This is a genomic window from Novosphingobium sp. P6W (genome assembly GCF_000876675.2).
Taxonomy (GTDB): Bacteria; Pseudomonadota; Alphaproteobacteria; order Sphingomonadales; family Sphingomonadaceae; genus Novosphingobium.
In genome coordinates this window covers 222,281-247,907 of sequence record NZ_CP030354.1, presented here as the reverse complement: position 1 = coordinate 247,907, position 25,627 = coordinate 222,281, and the positions used below count along the sequence as shown (strand labels likewise).

Below are 25,627 nucleotides of genomic sequence, written 5' to 3'. Positions count from 1 at the left end.
AATGCGAAAAAATTGCAAAGTCCTTCAGGCTGCCAGATTGCGAAGCACATAAGGCAGGATGCCACCATTAAGGTAATAAGCCAGTTCGTCCGCCGTATCGATGCGGCACAGCGTCTCGAACGCGAATCGGGTGCCGTCGCTGCGTTCCACCTCGACCGTTACGGTCTGACGGGGGTGCAAGGCGGACAGCCTGCGGATGGTGAAGCTTTCACTTCCGGTGAAACCCAGAACATGGCGATCGAGGTCCGGTGCGAATTGCAAAGGCAGCACACCCATGCCGACGAGATTGGAACGATGGATGCGCTCGAAGCTCTCGGCAATCACGGCACGCACGCCCAGCAGCGCGGTGCCCTTGGCGGCCCAGTCGCGTGAGGAGCCGGTGCCGTATTCCTTGCCCGCGACGACGACCAGCGGCACCTTCGCGGCCTTGTAGCGCATGGCCGCCTCGTAGATCGGCAGCGGCTGTTCGCGCAGCAGCGTCATCCCGCCTTCGATGCCGCCCATCATCTCGTTGCGGATGCGGATATTGGCGAAGGTGCCGCGCATCATGATCTCGTGGTGGCCCCGCCGGCAGCCATAGCTGTTGAAGTCTGCGGGAAGCACCTGATGCTCTTGCAACCATTGGCCCGCAGGCGAGGATGACTTGATCGTCCCTGCCGGTGAGATGTGATCGGTTGTGATGGAATCGCCGAATACGGCAAGGCAACGCGCGGCGACGATGTCGGCTACAGGCGCGGGCTGTCGCTTCAGCCCGTCGAAGAAGGGCGGTTCCGCGATGTAGGTGGAGGATGTCGGCCAGTCGTACGTGGCGCCTTCCTTTACAGCCAGCGCTTTCCAGCGCGCGTCGCCTTCGTAGACGTCGGCATAGCGGGCAGCGAACATCTCGGCGTCGATTGACGCGGCGATGGTGGCCGCGACTTCTCCATTTGAGGGCCACACGTCGCGCAGGTACACCGGCTCTCCGTCGCTGCCGATTCCTAACGGTTCGGTGGTGATATCGCGGGATATGCTGCCGAGCAGAGCATAAGCTACCACCAGCGGCGGCGAGGCCAGGTAGTTGGCGCGCACATCGGGCGAGATGCGGCCTTCGAAGTTGCGGTTGCCCGAAAGCACGGCGGCGGTGACGAGACCGTTCTGGTTGATCGCCTCGCTGATCGGTGCTTCCAGCGAACCGGAATTGCCGATGCAGATCATGCAGCCATAGCCGGTGAGCGCGAAGCCCAGCGCGTCGAGGTCTTCCTGCAAGCCCGAACGCACGAGGTAGTCGGTCACCACCTTGCTACCGGGAGAGAGCGTCGCGCGCACCCAGGGTTTGGGGGCAAGACCCAGCGCCCTTGCCTTGCGAGCGACGAGACCCGCCGCGACGAGCACCGAGGGGTTAGAAGTGTTGGTGCAGCTGGTGATCGCCGCGATAGCGATATCGCCATGGCCAAGGGTGAAGTCCGCGCCGTCGACGGGTACGCGTGCGCCCAGTTCGTCTGCCTTGCCGTAGGCGCCTGCCAGTTCAGTGCACAGGCCTTCGGCGGCATCCCGGAGCAGCACGCGGTCCTGCGGGCGACGCGGGCCTGCGACGGACGGAAGCACTGAGGCCAAGTCAAGCTCCAGCAGATCGGTGAAGACTGGCTCCGGGCTGGCCGCATCGCGCCACATCCCCTGCGCCTTCGCATAGGCTTCGACGAGCGCCACCCGGGTTTCATCACGCCCGGTCAGGCGCAGGTAGGCAAGGGTCGCTTGGTCCACCGGGAAGAAGCCGCAGGTCGCGCCATATTCTGGAGCCATGTTGGCGATGGTGGCGCGGTCGGCCAGTGGCAGGGTATCGAGGCCAGGACCGCAGAATTCCACGAAACGCCCAACCACGCCATGCGCGCGCAGCATCTGGGTGACGGTAAGCACTAGGTCTGTCGCGGTCACGCCCTCGGGCAGCGCACCCGACAGGCGGAAGCCGACGACTTCGGGGATCAGCATCGATACCGGCTGGCCCAGCATCGCGGCTTCGGCCTCGATCCCGCCGACACCCCATCCCAGCACGCCAAGGCCGCTGACCATCGTGGTATGGCTGTCGGTGCCCACACACGTGTCAGGGTAGGCGACTAGGGCGCCGTTCTCGTCTGGGCTGGTCCAGACGGTCTGGGCGATATGCTCCAGATTGACCTGATGGCAGATGCCGGTGCCCGGTGGCATGACCTTCAGATTGTCGAGCGTGGCCGCACCCCATTTGAGGAATTCGTAGCGCTCGGCATTGCGCTCGTATTCGATGGCGACGTTGGTATCGAACGCATTCGCTGTGCTCGCCTCGTCGGCCATCACGCTGTGATCGATGACGAGGTGGATCGGCACTTGCGGATTGATCAGCGAGGCATTGGCACCCCAGCGGTTCATGGTGTCACGCATCGCGGCCAGATCGACGATACAGGGAACCCCGGTGAAGTCTTGCATCAGCACGCGGGCCGGACGGTACTGGATTTCCCGGGTGGAACTGCGGTCCTGCTGCCACTCCGCAAAAGCGCGAATATCTTCCGTGGTGACCAAGGCGCCGTCCTCGAAGCGCAGTAGGTTCTCCAGCAGCACTTTCAGGCTGAACGGCAGGCGGCTGATGTCGCCCAGCGTCTGTGCCGCCGTCGCGAGGCTGTAGAAGGTGTAATCCTGTCCCGCCACGGTCAGCGAGTCGCGGGTACGCAAGGTATCGATGCCGGTGGCGGTCATGGGAAGTCTTTCGGGGTGGGATGTATCCAGGCGCGCCTTAGGACGGCCTTCCGATCCGTCGGGATCGAAAGACCGTCCGTGCGCAACGATCTTGGGGGCAGAAGGAGTTTAGCCCTGCGGGATCGCCTCGGGCACGATCGTCTTCACGATCGATGCGTCGAGCTCTTCGTAAGCGTGAAGGCCGATCGTGTCGTAGAGTTCGGCGCGGGTCTGCATGGCATCGACCATGGCGTGCGTGCCGCCGTCCTTGGCGATCGCGGCGTAGAGTTTCGCTTGCGCCTTGTTGGCGACGCGCAAGGACGAGACCGGCCAGATGACCATCTTGTAGCCCATCGCCTCAAACTCGGCGGCGGTGTAGAATGGGGTCTTGCCGAATTCGGTCATGTTGGCGAGCAGCGGCACGTCCGGCAGCGCGGCGGCAAACTTCTCGAACATCTCGCGGGTGTTGAGCGCCTCGGGGAAGATCGCGTCGGCCCCGGCATCGACGTAGAGCTTGGCCCGCTCCACCGCCCCATCGAAGCCCTCGACTCCTGCGGCATCAGTGCGTGCGACGATCACGATGTCGCGGCTCGCCTTCTTCGCGGCGGCGACCTTGGCGGCCATATCGGTGGGCGAGACGAGCGCCTTGCCATTCAGGTGCCCGCATTTCTTGGGCAGGATCTGGTCTTCCAGATGAACAGCACCCGCGCCCGCGTCCTCGAAGCTGCGGACCATGTGCATGACGTTCAGCGCCTCGCCATAGCCGGTGTCGCCGTCCACCAGCAGCGGAAGGCCCGAGGAGCGCACGATCTGGCGGATGAAGAACGCCACTTCGTCCACGGTGATGATGCCAAGGTCGGGCAGGCCCATAGAGGCGGTCATCGCCGCGCCAGACAGGTAGAGCCCGTCGAACCCGGCATTGCGCGCCTGGATCGCGGCCTGGCCGTTGTGCGCGCCGGGCAGGCGATAGATCCCGGGGCGGCTAAGAGCGGCGCGGAAGCGCTTGCCGGCGGATTCGGTGGGCAGGTCGTCAGCGAGAAGGTAGGGCATGGTGTCTCCTCAGGCCGCTTCGCTGCGCTGGGCGAGCGGCACGAAAGTCAGGTTTTCCGGGCCGGTGTAATTGGCCGAGGGGCGAATGATTTTGTTGTCCACACGCTGCTCGATCACATGCGCTGCCCAGCCAGAGGTACGGGCGATGACGAAGAGCGGGGTGAACATCGCGGTCGGCACGCCCATCAGGTTGTAGGACACCGCCGAGAACCAGTCGAGGTTGGGGAACATGGCCTTTGCGTCCCACATCACGCTTTCGATCCGCTCGGCGACGGCGAACTGGCGCTGGGCACCGGCCTCGTCCGCCAGCGACTTCGCGACGCGCTTGATGACGACGTTGCGCGGATCGGAGATCGTGTAGACCGGGTGGCCGAAGCCGATCACCACTTCCTTCGCCTCCACGCGGCGGCGGATATCGGCCTCGGCCTCGTCGGGCGTCGCGTAACGCTTCTGGATCTCGTAGGCGACTTCGTTGGCGCCGCCATGCTTGGGGCCACGCAGCGCGCCGATGGCTCCGGCAATGCACGAATACATGTCCGAGCCGGTACCCGCGATCACCCGCGCAGTGAAGGTGGAAGCGTTGAATTCATGCTCGGCATAGAGGATCAGCGAGGTGTGCATGGCGCGCACCCAGCTTTCCGGCGCGGGTTTTCCGTGCAGCAGGTGGAGAAAGTGGCCGCCGATGCTGTCGTCGTCCGTTTCCACCTCGATCCGGCGACCGTGGTGGGCGAAGTGATACCAGTAAAGCAGGATCGAGCCGAGCGAAGCCATAAGCCGGTCGGCGATGTCGCGCGCGTCTGGCAGGTTGTGGTCGTGCGTCTCGGGCAGCACGCAGCCCAGCGCCGACACGCCCGAACGCATCACGTCCATCGGATGCGCGGCGGCCGGAATGGCTTCGAGCGCCGACTTCACCGAATGGGGCAGGCCTCGCAGGCCCTTGAGCTTAGCCTTGTAGGCGGCCAGCTGCGGCGCGGTGGGCAATTCGCCATGGACTAGTAGGTGGGCGATCTCCTCGAACTCCGCGCCTTCGGCGAACTCCAGGATATCGTAGCCCCGATAGTGCAGGTCGTTGCCGGTCTTGCCGACGGTGCACAGCGCGGTGTTGCCAGCGGCGACGCCCGAGAGGGCGACGGATTTCTTTGGCTTGAAGGGAGTCTCGGCGTTCATGCGGCGTATTCCCGTTTGTGCGTAAGCGTGGTGAAAGTGAAGCGGCCGCTCGCGGCCATGGTCCGGCCGCCGTCCTGCGGCGCGGTGGCGAATACCGAGACGACGATGGCCTGATGGTCTTCGCTGACCGACCAGGTTTCGAGGTCGACGTCGGGAGCGGAAAAACCTTCGTTGAGATGGACAGCATCGCATTTGGCGAAGCGGATCGTGCCGACGAAGTGCGAAGAGGCGCGGTCGGCGGCGGCGCTGACCATGGCTCCGAACAGGTCGGGTCCCTTCTCAGGGCGGTTGGAGATCATGCCGTGCTTCCTGCAAGAATGGCGGCAGGCACGCGCACGCGGCCTTCCATGAGGATGCGGGCGCTGCGGCTCATGATCGCCTTCGTCACGTTCCACTTGCCGCCCACCTGCGAGGCCTCCGCCCCGACGCGCAGGGTGCCGGATGGGTGGCCGAAGGTGACCGTGTTGCGTTGGCCCCCGCCTGCGGCGAGGTTCACCAGCGTGCCTGGGACGGCGGCAGCGGCGGCGATGGCGACCGAAGCGGTGCCCATCATCGCGTGGTGCAGCTTGCCCATCGAGAGCGCGCGCACCAGTACGTCGATCTCTCCCGCCAGCACTTCCTTACCGCTCGATGTGCGATGATCGACAGGCGAGGCGACGAAGGCGATCTTGGGTGTGTGCTGGCGCCTGGCGGCCTCTTGAGGCGTCTTGATCAGACCCATCTTCAGCGCGCCGATCGTACGCAGCGCCTCGAAACGGGCAAGCACAGCCGCATCGCCGTTGATCGCTTCGCGCAGCTCGGTACCGGTATGGCCGATGGCCTCCGCGTCCACGAAAATCGTCGGGATGCCCGCGTTGATGAGCGTGGCCTTGAGCCTGCCGCCTGCGACGAGGTCTTCCGGTACTTCGAGTTCATCTACGACGTTGCCGGTCGGGAACATCGCCCCTTCATCATCGGCAGGGTCAAGGAACTCCAGCACGATTTCGGCGGCGGGGAAGGTCACGCCGTCCAGCTCGAACTCGCCCGTTTCCTGCACCGCGCTGCCGCTGACGGGGACATTGGCGATGATGGTCTTGCCGATATTGGCTTGCCAGATGTGCACTGTGCGCACGCCGTCCGCGCCCGCTTCGACATAGCCCGCATGGATCGCGAAAGCCCCGGCGGCGGTCGAGAGATTGCCGCAATTACCCGACCAGTCGACGAAATCGCTGTCGATCGAAACCTGCCCGTAAAGGTAGTCTACGTCATGTCCGGGGCGGGCCGACGGCGAGACGATTACGCACTTGCTAGTGCTGGACGTCGCGCCGCCCATCCCATCGATCTGCGCGCCATAAGGGTCGGGGCTGCCGATCACCCGCTGGAACAGACGGTCGCGCGCCGGGCCGGGGACGCGGGCACCTTCGGGCAGGTCTTCCAGACGAAAGAACACGCCCTTGCTGGTGCCCCCGCGCATGTAGGTGGCGGGAATCTGGATCTGCGCCATCAGACCGTCTCCGCTTCCGAAGCAAGGAAGTCCGCCGCAAAGCGCTGCAACACGCCGCCCGCCTCGTAGATCAAGACTTCCTCCGCCGTATCGAGGCGGCAAATGACGGGAACCTGCGTCGCTGCGCCGCCGGCATGGCGGATCACCAGCGTCAGCGTGGCGCGGGGGCGGCGCTCGCCTTCCACGTCATACGTTTCGGTGCCGTCGAGGCCGAGCGTCAGGCGCGTGGTGCCGGGCTGGAACTCCAGCGGCAGCACGCCCATGCCGATCAGGTTGGTGCGGTGTATGCGCTCGAACCCTTCGGCAACGATGGCTTCCACGCCGGCAAGCCGCACACCCTTCGCCGCCCAGTCGCGCGAGGAACCCTGACCATAGTCCGCCCCGGCAATGATGATGAGGGGCTGGCGGCGATCGAGATAGGTCTCGATTGCCTCCCACATGCGGGTGACTGTACCCTCCGGTTCCACGCGGGCGAGCGAGCCCTTCTTAACCGCGCCATCGACCACGGCCATTTCGTTGACCAGTTGCGGATTGGCGAAGGTGGCGCGCATCGCGGTCAGATGGTCGCCGCGATGGGTGGCGTAGGAGTTGAAGTCCTCCTCCGGCAGTCCCATCCGCGCCAGGTATTCGCCTGCCGCCGAATTGGCGAGGATTGCGTTCGAGGGCGAGAGGTGGTCGGTGGTGATGTTGTCCGGCAATATCGCCAGCGGGCGCATCGCTTTGAGTGTGCGCGGGAAGGCGGCAAGCGCGCCCACACCCTCAGTATCCCAATAAGGCGGGCGGCGGATGTAGGTGGACTGCGGCCGCCAGTCGTAGAGCGGGCTGGCTTCGTCACGTCCACGCGGTGCGAACATCGGGTCGTAGACCGCGCGGAACTGTTCCGGCTTAACCGAGGCCGCGACGATGGCGTCGATTTCCTCGTCGCTCGGCCACAAGTCGGCAAGGCGGATGTCCCTGCCGTCCACTACGCCCAGCACGTCCTTCTCGATATCGAAGCGCACCGTGCCCGCGATCGCATAAGCGACCACCAGCGGCGGCGAGGCGAGGAACGCCTGCCTGGCATAAGGGTGGATGCGCCCGTCGAAGTTGCGGTTTCCCGAAAGGACGGCGGTGGCATAGAGATCGCGTTCGATGATCTCGTTCTGGATCGCCGGATCGAGCGCGCCGGACATGCCGTTGCAGGTGGTGCAGGCATAAGCGACGATTCCGAAGCCCAGCGCCTCCAGTTCGGGAAGTAGTCCGGCTTCCTCCAGATAGAGCCGCGCCACCCTGGAACCGGGCGCGAACGAGGTCTTTACCCACGGCTTGCGCATGAGGCCCAGCGCGTTCGCCTTCTTCGCAACCAGCCCGGCAGCGACGACGTTGCGCGGGTTGGAGGTGTTGGTGCAGCTGGTGATCGCGGCGATCACGACCGCGCCATCGGGCAACAGGCCCTCGCGTTCCTGCGCCAGGGCCTTGTCGAGATCGACGGCGATGCCGCGCTCCTCCAGCGCCGAGGTGGGCAGTCGGCGGTGCGGGTTCGATGGCCCCGCCATGTTGCGTACCACCGTGGAAAGGTCGAACTCCAGCACGCGTTCGTATTCGGCATTGCGCAGGTCGTCCGCCCACAGGCCGGTCAGCTTCGCGTAGTCCTCGACCAGGCGGACATGATCGGGATCGCGACCGGTCAGCAGCAGGTAGTCGATCGTCTGGCTGTCGATGTGGAACATCGCGGCAGTGGCGCCGTATTCGGGGCACATGTTGGAGATCGTCGCGCGGTCGCCGATCGAGAGGCTGTCTGCGCCTTCGCCGAAGAACTCGATCCAAGCGCCGACGACGCGGCTCTGGCGCAGGAACTCGGTGATCGCCAGCACGATGTCGGTCGCGGTGATGCCCGGCTTGCGGTGGCCGGTCAGGCGCACGCCGACGATGTTGGGCAGGCGCATCATCGAGGCGCGGCCCAGCATAACCGTCTCGGCCTCCAGCCCGCCGACGCCGATGGCGATCACACCGAGCGCATCGACATGCGGGGTATGGCTGTCCGTGCCGACGCACGTATCCGGGAAGGCGACGCCATCGCGCACCTGGATGACGGGCGACATCTTCTCAAGATTGATCTGGTGCATGATGCCGTTGCCGGCCGGGATTACATCGACGTTCTCGAAAGCGCTCTTGGTCCACTCGATGAAGTGGAAGCGGTCCTCGTTGCGGCGATCCTCGATTGCGCGGTTCTTGTCGAAGGCTTGTGCGTCGAAACCTCCGTATTCGACGGCAAGCGAGTGATCGACGATCAACTGGGTCGGCACCACCGGATTGACCTTGGCAGGGTCGCCGCCCTGATCGGCAATGGCATCGCGCAGGCCCGCCAGATCGACGAGCGCGGTCTGGCCGAGGATATCGTGGCAGACGACGCGGGCCGGATACCAGGGAAAATCGAGATCACGCCTGCGCTCGACGATTTGGGTGAGTGCATCAGTCAGCAGAGCTGGATCGCAGCGGCGGACGAGCTGTTCCGCCAGCACGCGCGAGACATAGGGCAGGCCATCGTAGGCGCCGGGCCGGATCGCCTCGATCGCGGCGCGGGTGTCGAAGTAGTCGATCCGGGTGCCGGGCAGCGATTTGCGATAGGTGTCGTTCATGGCCGCGAAGGGTTCCGTTCTGGGCTCGTCTATGTCGGCTTATGGCTCCCTCGGGTGCCTCTAGGTGCCGTTCTGTGCACCCTTATTCGGGCATTTCCCGATTGAGAAAATGACTGAAAAAGCGAAGGTTTGCGGACGGATTTGTGCAAATCAGCGAATTTTGCGAATGGGGTCAGCCGGTGGCCCGGATCGGGCACGGCCTGCCGGCTTCGTCCACGCAGACCATCTCGAAACGCCCCCGCCCAGCCAGCGCACGCTCGCCGCTGGTCAGACCCTCGGCGGTCATTTCCACCTCAACCGTCATCGACGCGCGGCCCTCGCGGATGACCCAAGCGTGAAGCTCCACCAGTTGGCCAACGCTGACCGGCTGGCGGAATTCGATCTTCTCGGATGTGGCCATGACTACGGGGGCACGGGCGTGGCGGCTCGCCGCGACGAAGGCGGCCTTGCCCATCAGGCTTAGCGCGGTCCCGCCGAACAGGGTGCCGTAATGGTTGGCCTGTTCGGGGAACACCATCTCGCAGAGATAAGCCTCGCCGGCATCGTGAAGTGCGGGGGAGGGGAAGGCAGAGGCAAGCGCGGTCATCGTCATCTCCTTGGTTGCGCCCAGCCAATCATGGCGGTCCGCCAGGTGGAAGGACTGAAAAGGAGAAGATTGCGAAGCGTATTGATGCGAATGGGCAAAGTTTGCGAATGACAAGGCGCCGCGAGCGCGGCCTTTGCCGACCGCGCGCGACGAATTTCCCCGCTACGTCAGCCCGCAAGCTCGCGGCGGACGATCTCGGTGCCAGCACCCAAGGCCTGCAGCTTGCCGCGCGCCACGCCGCGGGAAAGGGGCGCCATCCCGCAGTTGGTGGAGGGATAGAGCTTGTCCGCATCGACGAACTGCAGTGCTTTTCGGAGGGTTTCGGCCACTTCTTCCGGCGTCTCGACGATGTCGTTCGCCACGTCGATGGCACCGATCATCACCTTCTTGCCCCGGATCAGCTCGATGAGGTCCAGCGGAACGCGTGAGTGGTGGCATTCCAGCGAGATGATATCGATCGTGGATTTCTGGAGGTTGGGGAAGGTCTGCTCATACTGCCGCCATTCCGATCCCAGGGTCTGCTTCCAGTCCGTGTTCGCCTTGATGCCGTAGCCGTAGCAGATGTGCACCGCCGTCTCGCATTTCAGCCCTTCAGCCGCCCGTTCGAGAGTGGCGATGCCCCAGTCGTTCGCTTCATCGAAGAAGACGTTGAAGGCTGGCTCATCGAACTGGATCACGTCGACGCCTGCGGCTTCCAGTTCCCGGGCTTCCTGATTGAGGATCGTGGCGAATTCCCAGGCCAGTTTTTCCCGGCTGCAGTAATGGGCATCGTATAGCGTATCGATCATCGTCATCGGGCCAGGTAGCGTCCACTTGATCGGCTGAGTGGTCTGGGCCCGCAGGTATTTCGCATCATCCACGAAAACCGGCTTCGGACGCGCGACCGCGCCGCCGACCGTTGGCACGCTCGCATCGTAGCGGTTGCGGATCCTGACGGTTTCGCGCTTTTCGAAATCGACGCCGCTCAGATGCTCTATGAAGGTCGTGACGAAATGCTGGCGGGTCTGTTCGCCGTCGCCGACGATATCGATGCCCGCCTGCCGCTGGTCGTCCACGGCCAGGCGCAGTGCGTCCTGCTTGCCGATCGCGAGTTCATCGCCCTTCAGCTTCCAGGGCGACCAGAGTTTCTCCGGCTCGGCAAGCCAGGAGGGCTTGGGAAGGCTGCCGGCGGTGGATGTGGGCAACAGTCTTTTCATGATGGATGACCTTTTATTCGCTCGCGTCAAAAGGCGTGCTTTGCGGACCATGCCGCGAGCACGTGCTGATAAGGCTTGATGAAGTTCTCTTCGGCAAAGCGGCCCTGCTCTATGCCCAGGCGGCTTCGTTCTTCGCGGTCGTAGACGATGCGGGTAGGCGAAAAGTCCCCATGCGTGAGGCTGGGCCGGAAATGCGCTCCGGCAGAGTGGTTAGCGTTGTAGATTTCGGGCCGATAGATTTTCTGGAAGGACTCCATCGTGCTGATGGTGCCGATCAGTTCCAGGTTGCTATAGTCCCCGAGAAGGTCTCCGGCGAAGTAGAAGGCCATGGGCGCGTTGCTGCCCCGCGGCATGAAATAGCGAACCTGAAGACCCATCTTCGCGAAGTACTCGTCGGTCGGCGAGAATTCATTCTGCCGGTATTCGATCCCCAGAATGGGGTGATGGTTTTCCGTGCGATGGTACGTTTTGCTGCTCGACACGCTCAGGCAGATGACCGGAGGCTTGGCAAAATTGGCCTTGTAGGCCGCGGACTGCACGAAATGCCGGAACAGGCGGCCGTGCAGATCACCAAACCCGACCGGCGTGGAAAAACCGGCCCGGTCCCGGTTGTGTTCTGCCAGCAGCACGCTGAAGTCGTAGTCGCGCATATAGGAGGAGAAATTATTTCCGACGATGCCGGCGATGCGCCTGTCGGTCTTGCGATCGATGGTGCTGGTGTTCAGGATTTCGATCATGGGAAACGCCGCGCCGCCGTTCGCATTGGCGAGGCTCATCTCGACGGAGATGATATCGAGCTCGACGCTATAGCGATCCCCGTCGGGATTGTCCCAGTCAGCCAGATCATTGAAGCGGTTGTCGATCATCGTGAGCGCGCCCCGCAGATTCTCCTGACGGTTCGCGCCCCTCGCCAGATTGGCGAAGTTGGTCGTGATGCGCGTGGTGTCGGAGGGGCGATACTCTTCATCGAAGCGAATGCGCGTGATCGAAAAGGTGAGATCGTCGTCTGTCATTATCCGGTGTCCTGATGGCAGCCTGTCGGCGGCGAGCTTCGGCGTATGCTGGGCGAGGCGGGAAAGGACGGGGTTGGCGCGGGTCACAGGCATGCAAAGGTTCCTTCGGTCCGGCGTGCACGCCGTCCGTGGTGGGGGTCGGGATGATGGGAAGTGAGCGGCGCGCCGCTTGCGTCAGGCGTCAGCCTGATGGCACGGCGCGCGGACGCATTCGTCGGTGACGGATAGGGCGGAACAGGATTGGAAGCATAGACCGATCACCTGCATTTGCCGGGCGGAAGGGCCGAAGGAAGAACGCGCAAGGCATGAGTTGCCCGGATGGCGCTTAACGATTCCGGCAACGCTTCAAGCGCGATCCACCGGAGGAACCCCCGTCCGAGGAAAGTTATGGCGCCGAAGGCAGGTCTCCTGGCTCGCGGGTCATCGCGGTGGTTCCGGCCTTCCCGGGTTTCTTGCGGAAACCCAGTGACACGAAATGGAACCGCCGCTCGCCGCTTACAGTTGCGGGGGCAGCGCCGGACTCTGCCTCAAAGGGCACCACCGGCTTCCCGTCTTAGCCCCGCCGTCATGCCTGAGGCGGGGAACCTCGACAGGTTCTGTCAACACGATCACGAGGCAACTGTCAAGCATCATATAAAGATATCTTTATATGATGCTGCCGCTGTTCGGATACTGAGATGTTCGAGTGACTCCTCCGCAGGCACGCTACGACCGCGTGGCCACCGAAACAGAAGAAGGTCTTGAACGAACCGGGATCACCTGTAACAAGAACGGCACACCGTTCGGTCCGCTGCCCTCGGTCAAGGCGCAGGGGGGCAGGTCGGAACCGCCGCCGGGGTCACCCATGGATTCGGGCAAGGTGAGTTCCGTTTTATCGCCGACGTTGTCGATGACCTGGCCGCGGGCGGACACAAGGCAAACCATGAGGTTGAGAGTGCCACAAAGTCAGCCGTGGCGGAGCTTTGCTCCCGGCTTCTCATTTACGGCAAATGAGTCCGTTCGCGCCGCCAGGAAAGGATTGGCGATGAGGGGCACTCGCTTCGCATGATCGAGGACCGTCGTGCCGCAAAGGTTTCTCGGGACGAAGATGGCCGCCCGCTATCGAACCGGATCCGCGACGGCATCCGCTGGTGGATGGAAGATGGCGAGTGCTGGGTCTCCTTCCAGGAGTGTTTCGAAAGGAACCTCGGCCTCGCACTGCGGACCGGTCAGGCGAAGCGATGCGTAAGGGCGGCATTTTGGCCGCACGCCCGCGTGCGGTGGGAGAGCGAGACGCAAGCCGTCGCGCAGTTCGATGCAGAGGCGCAGGAACGTGATGCGATTCTGGGAGGGTTGGCAGATAAGCTCTGCAAAGTCGCTTTGCGTCCGCTGACGCCCAGGGAACTGCTCGCTGCTCTCCCGATCACCAACAGGGAGCGCCTGCGCTGGACCAAGAGCGGCCGGATTCCTCGGCACGGGACAGTGAACATTAGGCGAGGTCAGATCGTAGCCGTTCCTACCTATTCGGTCACTGTCGTCGAGGAACTCCTGCTGGATGCAGGCCGGATCGAGAACTGGCGGGCTTCGGATTTAACAAACATGGGCTGAGATTGGAAAATACGTTCCCATGTATATTATTGTACCGTTGAGCTGCCGCAGGCGGTGAAGTAAATCGGCCACGCTCGGTCCGTTGGTTTCTCCAGCCCCGACCAGACTACTTGTCATTGACCGAGGGCACGGATAAGGGCGTCCGGTCCGGACCGTACAAGTGGCCGGACAAAGATCACGCCGGTGCCTCGAGAGAGGCTTAAAACGGGAATGCGGTGAGAGGGTTTTCTCCTCGAATCCGCGGCTGTCCCTGCAACTGTAAGCGGTGAGCGTGATCCACATCGTGGCGGGGGAGACCCTGCCGCAGCCACTGGGCCGGACGCTGCAACATGCGAGGCCTGGGAAGGCGTGGATCATGCATGGACCCGTGAGCCAGGAGACCTGCCGGCGTGCGTCGCTTTTGCTTTGGTCCAGGGTAATGGCCGAGGCACGGAAATCTTTTCCGATCAAGCGACATGTGCCGTGCGGCCGGGGCCGCAGCCGGCGTTGGTGCGCGTGCCTTGCGTCGGCCCGTGCATGGGCGTCGTCGTCCGCGCATGCGTGCCTGGACGGCCCCGATCGCATCGTTTCGTGCGACGCGCAGGGGAAGAATACCATGAGGAACAGATTCAATCCGGGCGCGCTGTGCGTCTCGCTCGCAGCGTTGTGCGCGGCCACGCCCGCGCTCGCGCAGAGCAACCCGTCGGTGGCATCCGAGAACGCGCAAGGCGAACAGATCGTCGTCACCGGCACCCGCTCGGGCGAGGGCGTCGCGGTCAGGGACCTGCCCGCATCGATCACCGTCATCAGCGACGCCGACCTGCAGGAGCGCCAGACCCGCATCGTCTCCGACGTGCTGCGTGACGTCCCCGGCGTCGCGGTCAGCCGCACCGGCGCCATCGGGGGGCTTACCCAGATCCGCATCCGCGGCACCGAAGGCAACCACGTACTCGTGCTGATCGACGGCATCGAAGCGGCCGACCCCTATAATGGCGAATACGACTTCGGGACCCTGATCGCCGATCCCGCGGCGCGCATCGAAGTCCTGCGCGGGCAGCAGTCCTCGCTCTACGGCTCGGATGCCATCGGCGGCGTTATCCAGTACATCACCCTGACCGGCCGCGAGGCGCCGGGCGTCAGCGTGCGGGCCGAGGGCGGATCGTTCGGCACCTACACCGGCAGCGCACGCATCGCCGGGTACAGCGACACGTTCGACTACGCCGTCTCGGGCTCGCTCTACCAGACCGACGGCACGCGCACCGCCCGCTACGGCACGCGCGACGTCGGCTCGACCAATGCCGGCGCCAGCGCCAAGCTGAACTGGGCCCCGTCCGAAGCGTTCAAGCTGACCGGCGTCGCCCGCTACAGCTATACCGACGCCGATACCAACGACAGCGAGGACGATCCCACCAGCCCGCTGTTCGGCTACACCGTCGACAGTCCCGGCGTTCATTACAGGAACGAGGCGATCTACGCGCTCGTACGGGGGGAACTGTCACTGGCGGACGGGCGCTGGATCACCGCCATGACCGGCCAGATCGCCGACACCGAGCGCAAGGGCTACAACGAGGACGGCTTCGACTACGGCGACAAGGGCACGCGTTACAAGGGCTCGCTCGAGAGCAGCTACCGCTTCGGCAGCGACCACATCGTCCACCGCCTGACCGGGGCCGTCGATTTCGAGCGTGAGGAGTTCCGGAATACCACGCCCTCGGCCTTCGTGTTCCAGGGCAAGCGCTCGACCGAGAACCTGGGCCTCGTCGGCCAGTACGAACTGACCGTGGACGACGCCCTGCAGCTTGGGGCAAGCGTCCGCTACGATGACAACAACCGCTTCGACGACGTCACCACCTGGCGCGCCCAGGCCGGCTATCGCCTGCCCTTCGGGCTACGCCTGCGCGGCGCCTTTGGCACCGGCGTCAAGAACCCCGGGTATTACGAACTCTATGGCTACTCGGACGGCGAATATATCGGCAATCCGAACCTCAAGCCCGAGAAGTCCGAGGGTTGGGAAGCGGGCGTCGACCAGATCATCGCGGGCGGGCTCGCGACGATCGGCGCGACCTACTTCGATTCCAGGCTGAAGGACGAGATCTACACGACCTATCCCGCTCCGGACTTCATCGCCACGCCGAGCAACCGCGCCACCAAGTCGCGGCAGAAGGGCGTCGAGGTGTTCCTCTCCGCCCAGCCGATCGAGCAGATCAAGTTCGACCTCGCCTATACCTACCTGAACTCCAAGGAAAACGACGTCACCGAAGTGCGCCGCCCCCGGCACGTCGGCAGCGTCAACGCGACTGTGTTCAGCAATGACAAGCGCTTCGCCGGCACCCTGACGATGCGGTACAACGGACGCCAGACCGACGTGGCCTATACCGACCCCAGCTACGTGCCGGTGCGGGTGAGCCTCAAGGAATACGTCCTCGTCAACTTTAATGCCGACTACAAGGTGACCGAAAGCATCTCGGTGTTCGGCCGGGTAGAGAACCTGACGAACGAGGACTACGAGGAAGTCTTCAGCTTCGCGACGCCGGGCCGCGCCGTCTACGGCGGGCTCAAGGCAAAGTTCTGATGCGGGCCTGGCCGGCTGTCCTCGTACTGCTCGCGGCCGCGTGCGGCGCGAAGCAGCCGGCCGTTCCCGCGCCCGCCGCCCGGCCCGTCCGGCCCGTCCGGGTGATGAGCATGAACCAGTGCACCGATCAACTGGTGCTGGCGCTGTTGCCGCCGAAGCGGATCGCGTCGGTGACGTGGCTCTCGCGCGATGCCGGCGGCTCGCTGATGGCCGCCGAGGCCGGCCGCGTGGCGGTCAACCATGGGCTTGCCGAAGAAGTCCTCCAGCAGAAACCGGACCTCGTCGTGGCCGGTGCCTTCACCACGCCGGCGCTGCGCGGAATGCTCCGGCGACTGGGCTATCCCATGCTGGAGGTCCCCCCTGCCGGTTCCATCGAGGAAGTGCGCGCGATCACCCGGCAGGTCGCCGCCGCCCTGGGCGAAGTCCGGCGCGGCGAGGCGCTGATCGCGCGCATGGACAGGCAATTGGCGGATCTCGCGCGCGATCCCGTCCCGCCGGTTCCGGTCGTCGCCTGGGATCGCACGGGCTTCTCGGCGGGCGAGGGCACGCTCTACGATGCGATCCTCAGTGCCGCGGGCGCACGCAACCTGATCCGCGCCCCGGCGACGCTCAGCTACCGCAAGCCCGACGTGGAACTGCTGCTTCAGGCCGACCCGGTGTTGCTCGTCCAGGGTTCGATGGACCCGGGCTCGGCCAGCGTGAGCGACGACGCCATTCGCCACCGCCTAGTCGAACGCTTCTGGGGCGAGCGCACGCTGGTCATCCCGCAGGCCTACTACATCTGCGGCACGCCGATGCTGGGCGATGCGGCGGTGCGGCTTCGCCAAGAACTCCACGAAGCGGCTGCCTCGCGCCCACGGCCTCCCATTCCTGCCTCGGAGTTGTCGTCTTGAAGCATTTGCTGATACCCGGGCTGCTGGCCTTGTTGCTGGCGCTGGGCTTCGTCTCGCTGCTTGCCGGCACGGTCTGGCTTTTACCTGCACACGTCATCGCCGCCCTGATCGATCCGACGCCCGACCTGGCACAGTTGGTCATCACCGAGGTGCGTCTGCCGCGCATGGTGCTGGCGCTGCTGGTGGGCGGGGTACTCGGCCTGTCGGGCGCCGTGCTGCAGGGCCTGCTGCGCAACCCGCTGGCCGAACCGGGACTGCTCGGCGTGTCCTCGGGCGCTTCGCTCGGCGCGGTGATCGCGATCTACTACGGGTTCGCCGCCGCCTTCACGCTGGCGACGCCGCTGTTCGCGCTGGCCGGAGCGCTTGCCACCATCGGCGTGGCAATGGGGCTCTCGCGCACCGGCGGGACGCTTTCGCTGATCCTTGCCGGGGTCGCCGTATCCACGATCGCCGGAGCGGGCGTCAGCCTCGCGCTCAACCTCGCGCCAAGCCCCTTCGCGGCTTACGAGATCATGACCTGGCTGATGGGCAGCCTGTCCGACCGCAGCTGGGACCATGTCCAGCTTGCCGGCCCCTTCATCGGCCTCGGCATGATCCTGCTGGCCCTCACAGCCCCCGCGCTCGACGCGCTGGCGCTGGGCGAAAGGCAGGCCGAAAGCCTGGGTGTAAACATCCGGCGCACCCGCCTGCTGGCGCTGTTCGGGACGGCGCTCGGCGTAGGGGCAGCGACGGCGGTGACCGGCGCGATCGCCTTCGTCGGCCTCGTCGCGCCGCATCTGGTCCGGGCGCTCGTCGGTCATCGGCCCGGCGCGACGCTGCTTCCGGCCACGCTGGTCGGCGCCGCGATCGTTCTTGCCGCCGACATCGCCACGCGGCTGCTCCGGCTTGGGCCCGACCTCAAGCTCGGCGTCGTCATCGCGGTGATCGGCGCGCCGTTCTTCCTGTGGCTGATCGTTCACATCCGGAGGACCGGCCCATGAGCGCGCTCAGCCTCGATGGCATCACCGTCACGCGCGGCCGCCGCCGCGTGCTCGACGAGGTCGGCGCCGAGTTCGCGAAAGGCAGGCTCACCGTCGTCATCGGACCCAACGGCGCCGGCAAGTCCACACTCCTCGAAGTCGCCGCCGGCCTGCTTGCCCCGGACAGTGGCATCGTCCGCATCGGCCGAACGGACCTTGCGGCGATGCCGCGCCGCGAACTGGCGAAACGCCGTGCCTATCTGCCGCAGTCGCCCGCCGTCGACTGGCCGATCAGCGTCGAGCGTGTCGTCGCGCTTGGCCTGACGGCGCACCTGCCGGCCTTCGGCGGCCTGCCGCCCATCTGGCGGGAGCCGATCGACGCGGCGCTCGAACGCTACGATCTGCTGGCCCTGCGCGAACGTCCGGCGACGGAACTGTCAGGCGGCGAACTGGCCCGCGTCATGCTCGCCCGTGCGACCGTATCCTCGCCTGAGATCCTGATCGTCGACGAACCGATGGCCGGGCTTGATCCCCGCCATGCCCTCGACGCCGGACGCCGCCTGCGTGCGCTGGCGGACGACGGCTGCACGGTGATCGTGGCCATCCACGACCTGCCGCTCGCCTTGCGCATCGCCGACGCCGCCCTCGCCGTGAAGGACGGCCGCGTGATCGCGCAGGGCGACGCCGACGCGGTGTTCTCGGACGAGGTCCTGAGCACGCTCTACGACGTCGAGGCGCGCGTGGTCCGCGACGGCCAGGGCGCCTCGGTCCGCTTTATCGATTGAATGGGGAAGAGCCATGAAGCCAGCACCTTTTGCCCTTGTGGCCGATCTCGCCCTGGACCCCGCCAATGCCTGGAGCATCGGCAGTTTCGGCGCCATCGGTGAATTCATGCGTGACCAGGACGAGCCTGCGCGGATCGTTCGCGAGGACACGGTCATCGAGATCGTCACCGGGCGGGGCGGCATTCGTATCGTCGATGCCGACCTCGCAGGGCTCGCCTGGGACACGTTGTCGAAGGACGGCGAGACATGGGGCCACGCGATGGCGTTCTGCGCACCGGTGCCCGCACCCGAGCCGCGCGTTATTCGTGCGTTGGGCAGCGATACCGAGGCCTTGCGCGAGGACGACCGGGGCGCAAAGCTGTTCGACCTCGGCGTCGGCCACGGCTGCGTGCGCATGGCGCTTCGGACCGGGGCTCCCGTCCTGATCGATGCATTGCAAGCGGCCGAGGGCAAAGCTCTGCTGGAGCAGGCCGGTGTCATGCCGCTGGTGCTGGCACATCAGCCGCACCGCGTCCTGATCTCACCCGCAGGCCGCATCGAGGTCTATCAGCCCATCCCGCTTCCGGATGGGAAGAGCCCGGAAGGGCCGCATACCCACCTCCTGCCCAAGCTCATCGCCAAGGATCGTCCGCACTCGTCCAACACGCCGATCCCGCAAGGCTGGCAGGCCGCGCTCAACATGCACCCCAAGTCGCCATGGCGCACCGTGCTTGGCGAGCGGCATCCCTACGAACCCGAGACCGACGCCGCGTTCCAGCCCCTGCTCGAACGATTTGCCGTTCCGGAGGATGTGACCGTAGAGCGGACGCTTCGGGCCGACCTCGGAACGCAGAACCTGACGTGGCCGGAAACCCGACGCGGACGGCATAAGGCGCGGATCGTCCTGCGCCGCCTCCACGCTGCTGGCGACGACCGGGTGCAATCGTGGCGCGCGCTTCATGACCGGGCGACGCTGGAGGATGAAGAAGACGCAGGACCGGCCGCGTGACCCGCCAGACGTGGCAGTACGGCCCCGCATGCGCAGCAAAGATATGTCGCGCCAGATACATGCTTGCGCACGATTAACCGACCGGCTAGCGGATTGGCTATCCAGCTTCTTCGGGAGCCGGATGAAGATCGCGCCGGTGTCCCGCAAGGGACTTAATAGGGAACACGGTGAGAAGGGCGACCTTCGAAGCCGAGGCTGTCCCTGCAACTGTAAGCGGCGAGCGCGATGCATATGCGCGGCAGGGCAAGGGTCTCTGCCGCCAGCCACTGGGCCGGACGCTGCGACATGCGAGGCCTGGGAAGGCCGTGCATCAAGCCTTGACCCGTGAGCCAGGAGACCTGCCGGCGTCTGGTCGCTCATGCCTTGGCCCAGGGGGTGGCCGTGGCCCGGTATCTTTCCGTCAGAGCGACGAACGAGCGGTGGAGGCCGCATCGGTTCGCGTGGTGGCCGCCTCGGGCGTCCGGCCGCCTGCGCGTGCCGACCGTCATTGACGGCAAGCCTCCGCCGGCAAGTCGCTGACGCCGGGGGAACGAATATGACATCGAATACGCAGACCTTCGCGCTGGGCCTGGCGGGTATTCTCGCCGTGACCGCGGGTACGCCCGCCTTTGCCGCCGACAATGGCGGGGAAACCGCCTCGGCCGAAAGTGCGAACGCCGCCAGCGAAATCGTGGTCTTTGGGCGCGGCGAGGCCAAGATCGGCACCGCCCACGCCGCCAGCGAGGGCAGCGTGGCGGGATCGGACCTGCTGGTGCGCCCGCTGCTGCGGGTCGCCGAACTGCTGGAAGCCGTGCCCGGCATGGTCGCAGCGCAGCATTCGGGCAGCGGCAAGGCCAATCAGTACTTCCTGCGCGGTTTCAACCTCGACCACGGCTCCGATTTCACGACCTACATCGACGGCGTGCAGATGAACTTGCGCACCCACGGCCATGGTCAGGGCTACCTTGACCTCAACGGCCTGATCCCCGAGATCGTCGCCCGCGAGGACTTCCGCAAGGGCCCCTACCGCGCCGACGGCGGCGACTTTGCGCTAGCGGGTGCAGCGTATATGACCACGATCGACGGGTTCGACCGGCCCTGGATTTCCGCGGAAGGCGGCTCCTACGGCTCGCGCCGGGTGGCTGCCGGCGGTACCATCAAGGGGTTAGGTCCGGGCGACCTCACGCTCGTCGGACAGGCAAAACGCTATGACGGGCCATGGCAGGAGGCTGAACATCTGCGGCACTATTCGGGCTTCGCCAAGTACACGATGTCGGCTGGCGAGGGCAGCGTGGAAGCCTCGCTCCACGGCTACCGCGCGACCTGGCGGCCGACCGAGCAGATCCCTGAACGCATCATCGGGACCGCGGAATGCCCCGATGTGTTCTGCTCGCCCGACCCCTCCGCGCGCGGCGAGACCACGCGCTTCGTCGGCAACGTCGCGGTCCGGCAGCCGGACTGGAGCGCCAACGTCTATGCCCAGTACTACGACTGGAACATGTACTCGAACCCCACCTATACCGACCCGGACGGCACCAGCGCGCAGATCGACCAGTACGACAAGCGCTGGATCGTCGGGCTGACCGCGCGCAGGCAGTGGGATGTCTCGCCGGCCCTGCAACTGAGCGTGGGCACCGAAAACCGCTACGATCACATCGGCAATGTCGGAGTGAAGCGCACCGCCGACCGGCAGGACCTGTTCTCGCTCGGCCGCTATCACGTCGAGGAACTTTCGGGCGCGCTATACGGCGAGGCGACGTGGAAGCCGGTGTCGGGGCTGCGCCTGACCGGCGGACTGCGGGGCGATTATTACGACTACTCCGTGCGCGCCCGCGACGCTGCCGCTGCCCTGCTGGGCGAAGGCCGCGGGCACGATTCGATCGTCTCGCCCAAGGTCTCCGCCGCCTATGAGGTTACCCCGCAGTTCGAGGTCTACGCCAACTGGGGGCGCGGCTTCCACTCCAACGACGTGCGCGGCGCTGTCAACGTGGAGACGCCGGTCCCGGTCCTCGTGCGTGGCACCGGCAAGGAGCTGGGCGGGCGCCTGCAGGTCGGCACCTTCTCTCTGACGGGCACCTATTGGTGGCTCGACGTCGGCAGTGAGCTGCGCTTCGTGGGCGATTCCAACGCGGTTGAGCCGACCGGCGCCAGCAAGCGCCACGGCTACGAGATCGTGGCCTTCTGGCGGCCACTGCCCTGGCTGGCGCTCGACGGCAACTACACCGCCAGCCACTCGCGCTACGACAATGGCGACCGCGTTCCCAACGCCTTCGAGAACGCCGCCTCGGCGGGTGCCGCCATCGTGCTCGACCCGTGGGAGGCCAGCATCCGCCTGCGCCATCTCGGCCCCTATCCGCTGGTCGAGGACAACTCGGTGCGCGACCATGGCAGCACCGTCGTCAACGCACGCGCGGCGTGGAAGGGTGGCCACGTCGAGATTTACGGCGAAGTGCTCAACATCTTCGACAGCCGGGACAAGGACATCGCCTACTATTACGAGTCCTACATCCCGTCCTACGACACCGGCGGCCCTGTAGAAGGCCGGTTGAGCCGCGTGGTCGAACCGCGCACGGTGAAAGTAGGCGCGAAGTTCACATTCTGACGAGCATCCGCCGTGGGATGTTCAATCTCGCGGCGGAAAAGCGCGGCGGTCGGCCCCGCCTCTCGGAATGCCGACAATATTCTTTTTCGTAACTGTCCGGGCCCTCGTTGGAATCGGCATCCGAGGACCGCGACGACCTTCGCCGATCCCGCAATCGCCGCCGCCGCTGCAGCGCACTCGTTTCCCAAGGAGCCACCGTATGACCCGACCCTCCGTCATTCCAAGGCTGCGACCACGCATCCTCTTCCTGTTCGCGGCGCTGCTCGGGGCAAACGCCGCCGCATGGGCCTGGGCGTTCAGCGCCTTCCACGGCGACGCGCTGATGCTCGGCACCGCGCTGCTGGCGTGGAGCCTGGGACTGCGCCATGCGGTCGACGCCGACCACATCGCGGCGATCGACAACGTCACCCGCAAGCTCATGCAGGACGGGCAGCGCCCCATTACCGTCGGCCTGTGGTTCGCCATCGGCCACTCGGCGATCGTGCTGATCGCGGCCACCACGATCGCGCTCGCCGCCGGGACGCTCACCGATTTCGAGGCGTTCGGCCAGACCGGAGGGGTGATCGCGACAATCGTCTCGGCGGGCTTCCTGTTCGCCATCGCGATCATGAACCTGGTGATCCTGCAGGGCGTCTGGACCCGTTTCCAGAAGGTCCGTCGCGGCGGCACCTATGCCGAGGAGGACCTCGACATGCTGCTGGCAGGCCGCGGCTTGATGGCACGCATCTTCCGGCCCGTGTTCAAGCTGGTGCGCCGCAGCTGGCACATGGCGCCGCTGGGCTTCCTGTTCGGTCTCGGTTTCGACACCGCCACGGAAGTCGCGATCCTGGGCCTTTCGGGAGCGCACGCGGCGGAAGGCGTTTCGCTGGCGACGCTGCTCGTGTTCCCGATCCTGTTCGCCGTGGGCATGGCGCTGGTCGACACGGCGGACGGCGTCATCATGCTGGGCGCCTACGAGTGGGCCTTCGTGAAGCCGATCCGCAAGCTCTACTACAACATCACCATCACCTCGATCTCGGCTCTGGTGGCGCTGGTCATCGGCTCGATCCAGACGGCGGCGCTGCTGGCCGAGAAGTTCGACCTGAGCGGTGGCCCCTGGACCGCCGCGAGCGCCTTGTCCGAACATTTCAACACGCTCGGGTTCCTCATCATCGGCATATTCGTCAGCTGCTGGCTGGCCAGCTACGCGGTCTACCGATTGGGCGGCTTCGATCGGATCGAGATTGCCGCAATGCCCGTCGTGCCGAGAGAAGACGCTTAATCGCACCACGAGAGCATGGTGACGTCCAGCTTGTCTGGTCGTCAGGTTGATCTCGGGTTGGCGATTACCATGGCTATTGGCAGGCTCGCGTCGACTGAAAGGCTGTCGCCACGAAGGTCTGCCTCCGCCAAATCCCGCCGCTCCGAATGGCGCCATGAACGGCGGCTTCGTCCCACTTCACGGCGTTCTAGACCGAGGCATCTGCCGACCCACCCTTGTCATTCAGCGGTCAATTTCCGCTCACCAGGCCCCGACGGTCTGCTTTCCAACCTTACGTGTCGATCGAGTGGTGCAAGATCGTGGTGATCCGGTTACGATAGCCATTTTGGAATAGGAAGTTCATGAACGGATACGTGCAATTTCAAACTCCGGACGGTGACGCTGTGTCGATAAACGCTGACCGAGTGAACTTCGTGCGGCGTTATAGAAGGGGAAATGATGCCAGCGCGGTTAATTTTGAAAAGGGAAACTATGTCGTCGTGAAGGGCAGTCTTGACGAAGTTACCAAAGTCCTTGCCGGAGCCTGAAGCCTTCCGTCGCCGACCCTTATGAGACGCTCAGCCATCAAAAAGTCATTCCCAACTCCTGCCGGTCGGCTTTCTGTTTCCTAAGACCAATTGTGGCCACCGGCTGACAACCGGCGAGCCTACGTCAGCACGACTTTCAGGCGCGCACCTAGGCTATTCCAGTTGTTAGATCTCAAGAAGGATCCGTCGACCAGATGATGCTTCCGTCCTCGCTACATCGAGCTGTTCCCACGGATCCGACGGGGCGGGCGTTGTCCCTCATCAGAGCCTCCAATCCCGCGACATCGCTTCCCGGCACGCGGGCAATGAAACGCTCCCCGCCGGGCGTGCGTGCGATGATCGTGGCATGCAATGGAACCCCCTTCCGGTCGCAGGGAATGGTGAACGTCTCGATGGTTCCCGTGCCTTCGTACTCGGCCAGAAGCTGTGGAGAATTGCCTCGCCGGGCATCGGCGGCCGCCTGTACGTCGTAGTCCTGCGGGATCGTGCCTTCGGGCAGCGGCTGACGCGCCAGAACGATCGAGTGGCTGTGTGTGGCATAGCCGCCATTGGCGACTATCAGGCCAAACGCTCCGCTTTCCCGCAGCGCCGCAGTCATGCGAGCGGCGGCATGCATCATGCAGTTGCCGATCGGGCCACCACCGAAAGTCAGCCCACCATAAACCGTGGCGGGCTTTTCCAATGGCCACTCAAGCACCCGTCGAGCCAATTTGGGCACGATCGGGAAACACGAATAGAGCTCCAGATGGTCTATATCGCCCGGCGTCACGCCGTTGCGGTCCAATGCCGCCTCGACCGTCGCCTCGATGCTGGGCGAGCGGGAGTATGATGCGCGCAGCAGGAAGTCCTCCCCTTCATGCGCAGCCGCGCCGGCACCGATGTAAACGAGCCGGTCCTCGGGAACGCCCAGTTCCCGGGCCTTGGCGAGGCTGGCGACGATCACCGCTGCGCCCATATTCACTGAGGCGTTCGCGACCATCAGCTTAGTATAAGGGAAACTGACCATTCGGTTTTCCGCCGTCGGTTCGATGATCTCTGCCGCAGTGATCTCCCGTCTGATCCAGGCGCAGGGATTGGCGGCAGCAACGCGGGAGAAACCCTCCCAGATCGTGCCACTTTCCGTCTGCCCTTCAGCAACGGTCTGCCCCCAGGCGGCGCGTGCGGCATTCTCATAAAGCGGATAGACGTCGATCGGGGTCAGCAGGCCGTACTTCTTCGCGAGCGGCAGGGCATTGTCCGCCGCGACTTGCGCAACCGAGGTCTTGGGCGGCTCGCGCCCAGCGGCGATGTCGGCCTGTGCTCGTTTTGCCGCCGTGCGCAGCGCTTCGGCGCCGACGCAGGCCGCCAGCGCGATCTCGCCTGCGCCGATCAGGTTCGCAGCATCGTTGATGAGCTGGATCGGTCCGTCACCGCTGGCCTCGAAAGTCTTGACCAGACGAGCCGGTCTTTCAGGGAGGCGCGCAGCAAGGCTTTCCTGCGGCGCGGGTTCGGGAAAGGAAATCTCGTCTTCCACCCCCAGCCAGTCGAGCATGCCGAGGACCGGCGCGCCGACGTCGGCCTCGGCTGCCTGCAGCGCGGCCAACATAAGCGTAATCGCGTCCATGCCTTCAATGTCGATTTCGGGCCGGTCGAGAACCTCGCCAATGCCGATGAGAACGGGAATGAGGGTGGCGGGATCGAACGCGGTCACAGTCGTCTCC

General features: G+C 65.0%; 18 protein-coding genes and 3 riboswitches. Of the genes, 8 read left to right on the top strand and 10 right to left on the bottom strand.

Features of this window, described 5'->3' with window-relative positions:
• Nucleotides 1-24: 24 nt before the first annotated feature.
• From acnA to TQ38_RS26835, 9 genes are all read right to left on the bottom strand, one after another.
• Entirely contained in the window at nucleotides 25-2,703 is a 2,679-nt protein-coding gene (acnA, locus tag TQ38_RS26875; protein WP_043975916.1) for an aconitate hydratase AcnA, read from the bottom strand.
• Nucleotides 2,704-2,811: 108 nt separating this feature from the next.
• Complete coding sequence (gene prpB, locus TQ38_RS26870; RefSeq protein WP_043975915.1) at nucleotides 2,812-3,732, bottom strand: methylisocitrate lyase; 921 nt, start codon at nucleotides 3,730-3,732, stop codon at nucleotides 2,812-2,814.
• 9 nt (nucleotides 3,733-3,741) lie between these two features.
• Nucleotides 3,742-4,899 carry a 2-methylcitrate synthase gene (gene prpC, locus TQ38_RS26865; RefSeq protein WP_043975913.1) on the bottom strand — a complete coding sequence of 386 codons (1,158 nt, stop codon included), beginning with the start codon at nucleotides 4,897-4,899 and terminating at the stop codon, nucleotides 3,742-3,744.
• Nucleotides 4,896-5,198 carry a hypothetical protein gene (locus TQ38_RS26860; RefSeq protein WP_043975912.1) on the bottom strand — a complete coding sequence of 101 codons (303 nt, stop codon included), beginning with the start codon at nucleotides 5,196-5,198 and terminating at the stop codon, nucleotides 4,896-4,898. The genes prpC and TQ38_RS26860 overlap by 4 nt, the downstream gene beginning before the upstream one ends.
• On the bottom strand, nucleotides 5,195-6,382 hold the full coding sequence (prpF, locus tag TQ38_RS26855; protein WP_043975911.1) for a 2-methylaconitate cis-trans isomerase PrpF: 1,188 nt from the start codon (nucleotides 6,380-6,382) through the stop codon (nucleotides 5,195-5,197). The genes TQ38_RS26860 and prpF overlap by 4 nt, the downstream gene beginning before the upstream one ends.
• Complete coding sequence (gene acnD / locus TQ38_RS26850; protein ID WP_043975910.1) at nucleotides 6,382-9,000, bottom strand: Fe/S-dependent 2-methylisocitrate dehydratase AcnD; 2,619 nt, start codon at nucleotides 8,998-9,000, stop codon at nucleotides 6,382-6,384. Before acnD ends, prpF begins: the two co-directional genes overlap by 1 nt.
• Nucleotides 9,001-9,172: 172 nt before the next feature.
• Entirely contained in the window at nucleotides 9,173-9,586 is a 414-nt protein-coding gene (locus tag TQ38_RS26845; protein WP_082057730.1) for an acyl-CoA thioesterase, read from the bottom strand.
• A gap of 167 nt (nucleotides 9,587-9,753) precedes the next feature.
• Nucleotides 9,754-10,782 (bottom strand): methionine synthase, encoded by a 1,029-nt coding sequence (locus TQ38_RS26840; RefSeq protein WP_113942102.1) that lies wholly within the window; start codon nucleotides 10,780-10,782, stop codon nucleotides 9,754-9,756.
• Nucleotides 10,783-10,808: 26 nt separating this feature from the next.
• Nucleotides 10,809-11,795, bottom strand: coding sequence for a DUF1852 domain-containing protein (locus TQ38_RS26835; protein WP_043976105.1), 987 nt, complete (start codon nucleotides 11,793-11,795; stop codon nucleotides 10,809-10,811).
• A 380-nt stretch (nucleotides 11,796-12,175) separates the two neighbouring features.
• A riboswitch (cobalamin riboswitch) is annotated at nucleotides 12,176-12,399 on the bottom strand.
• Nucleotides 12,400-12,839: 440 nt separating this feature from the next.
• Here TQ38_RS26835 and TQ38_RS26830 point away from each other — a divergent pair.
• The 8 genes from TQ38_RS26830 to TQ38_RS26795 all read left to right on the top strand — a co-directional run bounded on the left by TQ38_RS26830 (nucleotide 12,840) and on the right by TQ38_RS26795 (nucleotide 23,400).
• Entirely contained in the window at nucleotides 12,840-13,382 is a 543-nt protein-coding gene (locus tag TQ38_RS26830; RefSeq protein WP_052505758.1) for a hypothetical protein, read from the top strand.
• 164 nt (nucleotides 13,383-13,546) lie between these two features.
• A riboswitch (cobalamin riboswitch) is annotated at nucleotides 13,547-13,786 on the top strand.
• Between the two features lie 191 nt (nucleotides 13,787-13,977).
• Nucleotides 13,978-15,933, top strand: a complete 1,956-nt coding sequence (locus tag TQ38_RS26825) for a TonB-dependent siderophore receptor (protein WP_043975907.1) — start codon at nucleotides 13,978-13,980, stop codon at nucleotides 15,931-15,933.
• 110 nt (nucleotides 15,934-16,043) lie between these two features.
• Nucleotides 16,044-16,826 carry an ABC transporter substrate-binding protein gene (locus tag TQ38_RS26820; protein ID WP_162792437.1) on the top strand — a complete coding sequence of 261 codons (783 nt, stop codon included), beginning with the start codon at nucleotides 16,044-16,046 and terminating at the stop codon, nucleotides 16,824-16,826.
• Nucleotides 16,823-17,806 (top strand): iron ABC transporter permease, encoded by a 984-nt coding sequence (locus TQ38_RS26815; RefSeq protein ID WP_043975904.1) that lies wholly within the window; start codon nucleotides 16,823-16,825, stop codon nucleotides 17,804-17,806. Before TQ38_RS26820 ends, TQ38_RS26815 begins: the two co-directional genes overlap by 4 nt.
• Complete coding sequence (locus tag TQ38_RS26810) at nucleotides 17,803-18,570, top strand: ABC transporter ATP-binding protein (protein ID WP_043975903.1); 768 nt, start codon at nucleotides 17,803-17,805, stop codon at nucleotides 18,568-18,570. The genes TQ38_RS26815 and TQ38_RS26810 overlap by 4 nt, the downstream gene beginning before the upstream one ends.
• Before the next feature lie 13 nt (nucleotides 18,571-18,583).
• On the top strand, nucleotides 18,584-19,558 hold the full coding sequence (locus TQ38_RS26805; protein WP_043975901.1) for a hypothetical protein: 975 nt from the start codon (nucleotides 18,584-18,586) through the stop codon (nucleotides 19,556-19,558).
• 117 nt (nucleotides 19,559-19,675) lie between these two features.
• Nucleotides 19,676-19,919: riboswitch (cobalamin riboswitch) on the top strand.
• 174 nt (nucleotides 19,920-20,093) lie between these two features.
• On the top strand, nucleotides 20,094-22,139 hold the full coding sequence (locus tag TQ38_RS26800) for a TonB-dependent receptor (protein WP_043975899.1): 2,046 nt from the start codon (nucleotides 20,094-20,096) through the stop codon (nucleotides 22,137-22,139).
• A gap of 199 nt (nucleotides 22,140-22,338) precedes the next feature.
• Nucleotides 22,339-23,400 carry a HoxN/HupN/NixA family nickel/cobalt transporter gene (locus TQ38_RS26795; RefSeq protein WP_043975898.1) on the top strand — a complete coding sequence of 354 codons (1,062 nt, stop codon included), beginning with the start codon at nucleotides 22,339-22,341 and terminating at the stop codon, nucleotides 23,398-23,400.
• Between the two features lie 699 nt (nucleotides 23,401-24,099).
• Here TQ38_RS26795 and TQ38_RS26785 read toward each other — a convergent pair.
• Entirely contained in the window at nucleotides 24,100-25,617 is a 1,518-nt protein-coding gene (locus TQ38_RS26785) for an acetyl-CoA acetyltransferase (RefSeq protein ID WP_240198225.1), read from the bottom strand.
• Nucleotides 25,618-25,627 lie beyond the last annotated feature (10 nt).

Coding starts and splice junctions, on each gene's coding strand:
- acnA (WP_043975916.1), bottom strand. CDS start 2,703: ATGACCGCCACCGGCATCGATACCTTGCGTACCCGCGACTCGCTGACC.
- prpB (WP_043975915.1), bottom strand. CDS start 3,732: ATGCCCTACCTTCTCGCTGACGACCTGCCCACCGAATCCGCCGGCAAG.
- prpC (WP_043975913.1), bottom strand. CDS start 4,899: ATGAACGCCGAGACTCCCTTCAAGCCAAAGAAATCCGTCGCCCTCTCG.
- TQ38_RS26860 (WP_043975912.1), bottom strand. CDS start 5,198: ATGATCTCCAACCGCCCTGAGAAGGGACCCGACCTGTTCGGAGCCATG.
- prpF (WP_043975911.1), bottom strand. CDS start 6,382: ATGGCGCAGATCCAGATTCCCGCCACCTACATGCGCGGGGGCACCAGC.
- acnD (WP_043975910.1), bottom strand. CDS start 9,000: ATGAACGACACCTATCGCAAATCGCTGCCCGGCACCCGGATCGACTAC.
- TQ38_RS26845 (WP_082057730.1), bottom strand. CDS start 9,586: ATGACCGCGCTTGCCTCTGCCTTCCCCTCCCCCGCACTTCACGATGCC.
- TQ38_RS26840 (WP_113942102.1), bottom strand. CDS start 10,782: ATGAAAAGACTGTTGCCCACATCCACCGCCGGCAGCCTTCCCAAGCCC.
- TQ38_RS26835 (WP_043976105.1), bottom strand. CDS start 11,795: ATGACAGACGACGATCTCACCTTTTCGATCACGCGCATTCGCTTCGAT.
- TQ38_RS26830 (WP_052505758.1), top strand. CDS start 12,840: ATGATCGAGGACCGTCGTGCCGCAAAGGTTTCTCGGGACGAAGATGGC.
- TQ38_RS26825 (WP_043975907.1), top strand. CDS start 13,978: ATGAGGAACAGATTCAATCCGGGCGCGCTGTGCGTCTCGCTCGCAGCG.
- TQ38_RS26820 (WP_162792437.1), top strand. CDS start 16,044: ATGAACCAGTGCACCGATCAACTGGTGCTGGCGCTGTTGCCGCCGAAG.
- TQ38_RS26810 (WP_043975903.1), top strand. CDS start 17,803: ATGAGCGCGCTCAGCCTCGATGGCATCACCGTCACGCGCGGCCGCCGC.
- TQ38_RS26805 (WP_043975901.1), top strand. CDS start 18,584: ATGAAGCCAGCACCTTTTGCCCTTGTGGCCGATCTCGCCCTGGACCCC.
- TQ38_RS26800 (WP_043975899.1), top strand. CDS start 20,094: ATGACATCGAATACGCAGACCTTCGCGCTGGGCCTGGCGGGTATTCTC.
- TQ38_RS26795 (WP_043975898.1), top strand. CDS start 22,339: ATGACCCGACCCTCCGTCATTCCAAGGCTGCGACCACGCATCCTCTTC.